The organism is Pseudonocardia sp. 73-21 (assembly GCF_001899645.1).
In the GTDB taxonomy this organism is placed as follows: domain Bacteria; phylum Actinomycetota; class Actinomycetes; order Mycobacteriales; family Pseudonocardiaceae; genus Pseudonocardia.
Genome location: NZ_MKVV01000090.1, coordinates 35,877 through 42,265 on the forward strand (window position 1 = coordinate 35,877; position 6,389 = coordinate 42,265).

The following is a 6,389-nucleotide window of genomic DNA, read 5'->3' on the forward strand; positions in this document are numbered from 1 at the left end:
GCTACCCCGTCGGCGGCGGTCCACACACGGTCCCCGGTTCATCGGCCCGGGTTGTGGAACGTGAGCGTCAGCGACTCGGCGCGGCCGGGGGCCGAGCCCGACGGCGCGTGCTGCAGGCCGTCGGCGTCCGGCTGCGAGCGCGCCGGGGGCAGCGGCTGGTGGACGAGCGCGCGCAGCCGGCGCAGGGCGTGCCGGTAGAAGTGGCGCTGGTTCGCGCGGCCGAACAGATGGAACCCCCAGCGCAGCAGCGGGTTCGGCACCGGCGCCCGCCGCGAGTAGGCGATGATCGAGAACGTGACGAGCCCGGTGTCGAGCTCCTTCACCACCTCGTAGGTCAGCCGGCCCTGCTCCAGGTGCCCCGCCAGGGTCTGGTAGGCCCAGCCCACGGCCCGTTCCGGCCCGTGCGGGCCGTCGCGCACCTCGTCGTGCTGCTCGGTGATCCGCACCCCGAACAGGAAGCGCAGGCGCAGGAAGCGCCCCTCCAGGAGCATGTCGCGCCCGAGGAGATCCGAGGTCGGCCGGTAGACTGCCCGCAGCTGGTGCGGGTTGCTGAACTCGTAGCGGTCGACGAGGGCGTGAGCGGTCTCGGCGAGGCCGCCGGGCTGCGCCGGCCCCGGCGCCTCGCGTCCGAGCTCCACCGTGACGTGGTCGTGGTGCCACCCGCTCGTCACGTGCGGGGGTGCGGCGGACTCGTCGTAGTTGACCGGCAGGGCACGGAGCCCGTCGAGTGGGCCGGCCAGGGCGTGGAGGGGCATGGTTGTGGGTACCCGCCCTCGGTGTCCCCACTCACCGGCCCGGCCTCCCTCCCCCACCGCGCACTGATCGTCCTCCGCTGGCCCGGCGGGATCGTGCGCTCCGCCTGGGACTACGCGACCCGTTCGACCCCGGTGCACCGCACCGAGACCGAAGGCGACCGCAGTGACCTCCCCGGTCCGCTGGACCCCGCCGTGGACGACGGGCGGATCCAGGCGGCCGGGGCCGGCGTCGGTCCGCTGCTGCACCGGCTCTACGCCGTGACGGTCGACGGGGCGACGACCGGTCCCGCCGAGCTGATCACCGCGTTCGGGCAGCGGCCCAACCGGGCGACGCCCGCCTACACCGCGACCTTCGTCAAGACGCGCGGCCCGGAGGACGTCCTGACCCCCGGCGACGAGTTCGTCGTCCGCATGCCCGGCCCGTGGGACGGCCCCGTCCGGGTCGTCGACGTCTCACCCACGTCGTTCCGCCTGGCCACCCTCGACGGGCACCTGGAGGCGGGGCAGATCGAGTTCCGTGCCTACGACGAGGGCGGCGCGCTGGTGGTGGAGATCGAGTCGCACGCCCGGCCCGGCGACGCCCTGTCCCACGTGCTCTACAACCTGGTCGGGGTGGCGAAGGAGGTGCAGCTCAACCTGTGGGTCGAGACCCTGTTGCAGCTGGCGCGGCGCAGCGGCGGGTCGGTCAGCGGCGCGGTGCGGATCACGACGCGCCGGGTGCCGTCGGCGGTCCTGACGGGCGGTTGAGCCGCGCCACGAGCAGCTCCGGCTCGGCCACGGTGACGGTCAGGTTCGGGTGCTTCAGCAGGCCGGTCGGCTCGATGCCCGCCACCGGCTCCCGGAAGCTGATGCAGACCCCGGCCCGCGGGCTGGTGCCGAACGTCAGGCCGCGGTCGGCCAGCGACAGGCGCGGCCCGATCACCTTCCACACGGCGTAGGGGCCACCGGTCTCGGCCCCGGTGACGTTCGCGAGCGGGGTGGAGAGCATCCAGGGCCCGAACCTCGCCACCAGGACGTCGCCCTCCACGCGCACCCCGTCGGAGCCCGGTCGCACGCCGAGCACCCGCAGGGCGCCGACGAGCACCGGGTTGAGGTGGTCGGTCGAGGCGAGCGGGAAGTGGTCCGGCCCGGAGCGGGGTCGATCTGCGGTTTCTGACACGGGACGGGGTGCCCGGCCGGGGCGATCTCAACCGTCGCGGTCGGGCCGGACCACCGCCACCGGGCACGGCGCCCGGTGCAGCACCGCGTGGCTGACCGAGCCCAGGAGCAGCCCGGCGAACTGCCCCCGCCCGCGGCACCCGACCACGAGCAGCTGCGCGTGCTCCGCCCGGGCGAGCAGGACCTGCGCCGCGGGGCCCTCGATCACCACCTGCTCCACCGCCACGTCCGGATACTTCAGGATCCACCCGGACAGGCGCTCGGCCAGCCGTCCGCCCTCGATGGTCTCGATCTCCTGCATCGCGGACGGCGTGCGGGTCACGGGGTCGGCCATCGGGTCCGACCAGGCGTGGACCGCCACCAGCGGCAGGTGCCGGGCGGCGGCCGCGTCGAACGCGAACGCGAGCGCGACCTCGTCGGACGCGGCGCCCGCCACCCCGACCACCACCGGGCCGCTCCCCGTGGCGGGCTGCTCACCGCGCACGACGACGACGGGGCAGTGCGCGTGCGCCGCCAGCCCGACCGCGACGGAACCGGCCAGCAGTCCCTCGACCCGCCCCAGGCCGCGGTCGCCGATCACCACGACCCGCGCGTGCCGGGACTCGTCGCAGAGGACCGGGACCGGGTGGCCCGTGAGGACCTGCTGCTCCACCTCGATGCGCCGCTCCTGCTGCGCCGCGACGACGGCGGCCTCGGCCAGGTACCGGTGGGCCCGGCCGAGCATGGCGCGGCGGTAGCGGTCCTCGGTGTGCAGCCCGCTGTGCGGGTCCCCCACCAGCAGGCCGAACGCGATCACCAGCCGCAGGGGGATCCTCGACCGCTCCGCCTCCGACGCACCCCAGCGCACCGCGCGCAGTGCGTCCTCCGAGCCGTCGATGCCGACGACCACGGTCGCCCGGTGCAGCTGTGCGTCCACAACATCCTCCTCGTGACGGTTCCGACGGTAGGACGGGTGGCCACTCGCAACAGCGGGCGAAGGTCCCGCCCGGACGGGACCAACCGCCCGCGGTCAGGGGCCCGCCTGCCCTGACCCGTCCGGCGGAATGCGACGACGCTGGCGGCGGGTCGCGCCAGCGCCCCGTCTGGGAGGACTCACTTGATGATCGACAGCGCCGGAACCACCGTCGACGACCGACCGGTCGTGGTCGGGGTCGACGGTTCCGAGTCCGCGCGGGACGCCGCGGCCTGGGCCGCCGACCTGGCCGCGATCTGGGGCGCACCCCTGCACCTGCTCACCGTCGGCGCGGGGCCCGGGGACGGCCGCATCGCCGAGCTGCGTGACGCGGCCGAGCGCGACGGCGCCCACCCGGTGCTCGTCGAGACGGTGGTGGGCGAGGTCGTGGACGTCCTGGCGGACCAGGCCCGTGCGGCCCGGATGCTGGTGCTCGGCAGCTACGGCGACGGGGCCTGGTCGGGCATGATCGCCGGCGAGGTGGCGATCACGATGCTCGACCGCGTGAGCTGCCCCGTCGCGGTCGTGCGCGGGACCACGCGGCAGATCCCGCCGCCCCGCGGCGGCCCCGTCGTCGTCGGGGTGGACGGCTCGACGGCCGGTCGCGCCGCGCTGGCGCTCGCCGCCGACCTCGCCGCGTCGCTGGGGGCCCGGCTCCTCGCCGTGCACGCCTGGTCGGACATCGCCTACGGCGTGGACGGGGCCGCCCACCGCCGCCCCGAGGACGGATCGGTCCTCGCGGGACGCGCGTCCGACCTGCTCGACGCCGAGCTCGCCGGACCGGCACGGGATCATCCCAGCCTGGTCGTGAACCGCTCCGTCGTCGCCGACACCCCGCTGCGGGCCCTGCTCGCGGCCGCGTCCGGGGCCCGGATGGTGGTCGTCGGCCACCGCGGGACCGGGACGGGCGGCAGGCTCGGGTCGACCAGCCGGGCTCTCGTCGAGTTCGTGCCCTGCCCGGTCGTGGTGGCCGGGCACGGGAACGACGTCGCGACGGACCGGCCTGCCGTCGCGACCACCGGGTTCTCGTCGTGACGAGCGTCCTCATCGCCGTGGCCGGCCGGCACGGGGCCACCACCGAGATCGGCGAGGAGATCGCCGGCGTGCTGCGCCGCGAGCTGCCCGGCGCCGACGTCGAGGTGCGCGACGCCGCGGACCCGGGCGAGCTGCAGCGCTTCGACGCGGTGGTGGTCGGCAGCGCCATCTACATGGGGCGCTGGCTGCCCGTGGCCCGGCACCTCGTCGAAACCCACCGCGCGCAGCTCGCGGCGGTGCCGCTGTGGATGTTCTCCAGCGGCCCGCTGGGTGACCCGCCCCGCCCCGTCGACGACCTGACCGAGGTGACGGCACTGGGAACGAGCGTCGGGGCGCGCGACCACACCGTCTTCTCCGGCCGCCTCGACCCCTCCGACCTGCGGTGGACCGAACGGCTCGCCGTGCGCGCCGTGCACGCCCCCGCCGGCGACTTCCGCGACCACGACGCCATCCGCACGTGGGCGCGCGAGGTGGCCGCGGCTCTGGCCACGTGACGGGTCTGTGGCGGGCGATCCGGCGGATCGGCCGCACGGCCGAGCCCGCGCCTGCGGCACCGGTCGCGCCGCGCCCGGCCGCCGCGGTGGAGCTGGGCGGTTCGGTCAACGTCCGCCACGTCGACGCCGGGTCGTGCAACGGCTGCGAGGTGGAGATCGGCTCGGCGTTCGGGCCCGTGTACGACGCCGAGCGCTACGGCGCCCGGCTGGTCGCGTCGCCGCGGCACGCGGACGTCCTGGTGGTCACGGGCGTGGTCACGCGCAACATGGCCGAGCCGCTGCGACGCACCTACGAGGCCGTGCCGGAGCCGGGGCTCGTCGTGGCCGTGGGTGACTGTGCCCGCAACTGCGGCGTGTTCGCCGGGGCCTACGGCGTCACCGGAGCGGTGGGCGACGTCGTGCCCGTCGCTCTGGAGGTGCCCGGTTGCCCGCCGCGCCCGGACGCGATCGTCGCGGCACTGCGCACGCTGACCGGCCGATGACGGCCCCGCTCCTGCTCGCGGCACTCGGGACGGGATCGGCCGCGGTCCTCGCGGCGCTCGTGGTCCCCCGCCGGGGGCGGCCGGCGGCCGTCGGGGCCCTCACCGGTGTCTCGGGGGCACTCGGCGCCGCGGCCGGGACCGTGGCGCTGCTGGGCGGAGTGGAGGGGCCGGGGGTGTTCGAGATCCCGGTCGGCCCCGTGCACGCGGGGATGATCGAGCCCGGGCACTTCCGGTTCTCCGTGGTCGGCGAGACGATCCTGAAGTTCAAGGCGCGGCTGTGGTTCGTGCACCGCGGCGTCGAGAAGCTGTTCCAGGGCCGGCGCCCGGGCGACGGTGTCGAGCTGGTCGAGCGGATCAGCAGCGACACCTCCGTCGGGCACACGCTGGCCTTCAGCCAGGCCGTCGAGGACGCCATCGGCACCGCCGTCGACGTGGACACCCGGCGTCGCCGGTCGGTGGTGCTGGAGCTCGAACGCCTCTACAACCACGTCACCGACATCGGGGCGCTGTGCAACGACGTCGGCCACGGCGTGCTCAACGCCCACGCGCTGCGCGTCAAGGAGCAGCTACTGCGCGTCAACGACCGGGTCACCGGGCACCGGCTGCTGCGCGGCGCGCTGTCGCCCGGCGCGGCCGACCTGCGCGAGCTGCCCGACGTCGCGGAGCTGGAGCGGATCGCCGCCGACGTGGCGGAGACCGTCGGGCTCGCGCTCGGCCACAGCGTGGTGCGCGACCGCTTCACCGGCACCGCCGTGCTCACCGCGGCCCAGGCGTCCGACATCGGGGCACTGGGCTACGTCGCCCGCGCCAGCGGCCTGCTGGTCGACGCCCGCCACGACCATCCGACGGTCGCGCCGCTCCCCCGCCTCGTCCACGAGCCCACCGGCGGTGACGTGCTGGCCCGGTTCTGCGTGCGGGCTGCGGAGTTCGCGCGGTCCGTGGCGATCATCGTCGCGACGGTGGCGGAGCTCGACGGTCGTCCCGCGGCTGCGCCGTCCGCGCCGACGGGCGGGCCCGGGTCGGGCATCGTCGAGGGGTGGCGCGGCAGCATCGTGCACCGCGTCGAGCTCGGCCCCGACGGGACTCTGACCAGGGTGAAGGTGGTGGACCCGAGCTTCCACAACTGGCCGGCGCTGCCGGTGGCGCTGGCCGACACGATCGTTCCCGACTTCCCGCTGGCCAACAAGAGCTTCGGCCTCTCCTACGCGGGCAACGACCTGTGACGGCTCACCGGCCGGTGCCGAGGTAGCGACCGGGGTCGCCGTTCGCCCGGGCGCCGGTGTCGAGCCAGCGCGCGAACCCGTCGGGGTCGCGTCGGTGGAGCTCGTCGAGCAGCTCGCGGCGCTGGTCGACGACGCGGTCCCGGTCCGGACCGGACGGGGTGTCGAGCAGCGCGAGGTAGCTGCGGCGCCAGGTGAGGCACAGCTCGGCGGTGGTCGTCTCGGGAGCCACGGACTCGATCACCGGCGGGGCGGCGGGTGCGGGAGCCGGTGACGGCGGCGTCCACGCTCGG

8 protein-coding genes and 1 pseudogene are annotated in these 6,389 nt (G+C 75.6%); 5 read left to right on the forward strand and 4 right to left on the reverse strand.

Annotation, left to right across the window (positions count from 1 at the left end; genetic code table 11):
• Window positions 1–38 precede the first annotated feature (38 nt).
• A complete protein-coding gene (locus BGP03_RS27755; RefSeq protein WP_296377411.1) occupies window positions 39–755 on the reverse strand; it encodes a DUF1990 family protein in 717 nt (238 codons plus the stop codon).
• A gap of 21 nt (window positions 756–776) precedes the next feature.
• Between BGP03_RS27755 and BGP03_RS27760 the strand changes: the two genes are divergently transcribed.
• On the forward strand, window positions 777–1,502 hold the full coding sequence (locus tag BGP03_RS27760; protein ID WP_296377410.1) for a DUF1990 family protein: 726 nt from the start codon (window positions 777–779) through the stop codon (window positions 1,500–1,502).
• Here the strand turns inward: BGP03_RS27760 and BGP03_RS27765 are convergent.
• Both BGP03_RS27765 and BGP03_RS27770 read right to left on the reverse strand, forming a co-directional pair.
• Window positions 1,459–1,914 carry a hypothetical protein gene (locus tag BGP03_RS27765; RefSeq protein WP_298799149.1) on the reverse strand — a complete coding sequence of 152 codons (456 nt, stop codon included), beginning with the start codon at window positions 1,912–1,914 and terminating at the stop codon, window positions 1,459–1,461. The genes BGP03_RS27760 and BGP03_RS27765 overlap by 44 nt on opposite strands.
• A 27-nt stretch (window positions 1,915–1,941) precedes the next feature.
• Window positions 1,942–2,829 carry a universal stress protein gene (locus tag BGP03_RS27770; protein ID WP_298799150.1) on the reverse strand — a complete coding sequence of 296 codons (888 nt, stop codon included), beginning with the start codon at window positions 2,827–2,829 and terminating at the stop codon, window positions 1,942–1,944.
• Window positions 2,830–3,012: 183 nt separating this feature from the next.
• Between BGP03_RS27770 and BGP03_RS27775 the strand changes: the two genes are divergently transcribed.
• The 4 genes from BGP03_RS27775 to BGP03_RS27790 are packed head-to-tail and all read left to right on the forward strand — an operon-like array spanning window position 3,013 to window position 6,099.
• A complete protein-coding gene (locus BGP03_RS27775; protein ID WP_296377406.1) occupies window positions 3,013–3,900 on the forward strand; it encodes a universal stress protein in 888 nt (295 codons plus the stop codon).
• Window positions 3,897–4,394: a flavodoxin domain-containing protein gene (locus BGP03_RS27780; RefSeq protein ID WP_298799151.1), complete on the forward strand. Its 498-nt coding sequence runs from the start codon at window positions 3,897–3,899 to the stop codon at window positions 4,392–4,394. Before BGP03_RS27775 ends, BGP03_RS27780 begins: the two co-directional genes overlap by 4 nt.
• Window positions 4,391–4,876, forward strand: a complete 486-nt coding sequence (gene nuoB, locus BGP03_RS27785; protein WP_298799152.1) for an NADH-quinone oxidoreductase subunit NuoB — start codon at window positions 4,391–4,393, stop codon at window positions 4,874–4,876. Before BGP03_RS27780 ends, nuoB begins: the two co-directional genes overlap by 4 nt.
• Entirely contained in the window at window positions 4,873–6,099 is a 1,227-nt protein-coding gene (locus BGP03_RS27790) for a formate hydrogenase (RefSeq protein ID WP_298799153.1), read from the forward strand. The genes nuoB and BGP03_RS27790 overlap by 4 nt, the downstream gene beginning before the upstream one ends.
• 4 nt (window positions 6,100–6,103) lie before the next feature.
• Here BGP03_RS27790 and BGP03_RS27795 read toward each other — a convergent pair.
• Window positions 6,104–6,389, reverse strand: a pseudogene (locus BGP03_RS27795) (hypothetical protein); the annotation flags it as partial.

Coding starts and splice junctions, on each gene's coding strand:
- BGP03_RS27755 (WP_296377411.1), bottom strand. CDS start 755: ATGCCCCTCCACGCCCTGGCCGGCCCACTCGACGGGCTCCGTGCCCTG.
- BGP03_RS27775 (WP_296377406.1), top strand. CDS start 3,013: ATGATCGACAGCGCCGGAACCACCGTCGACGACCGACCGGTCGTGGTC.
- BGP03_RS27790 (WP_298799153.1), top strand. CDS start 4,873: ATGACGGCCCCGCTCCTGCTCGCGGCACTCGGGACGGGATCGGCCGCG.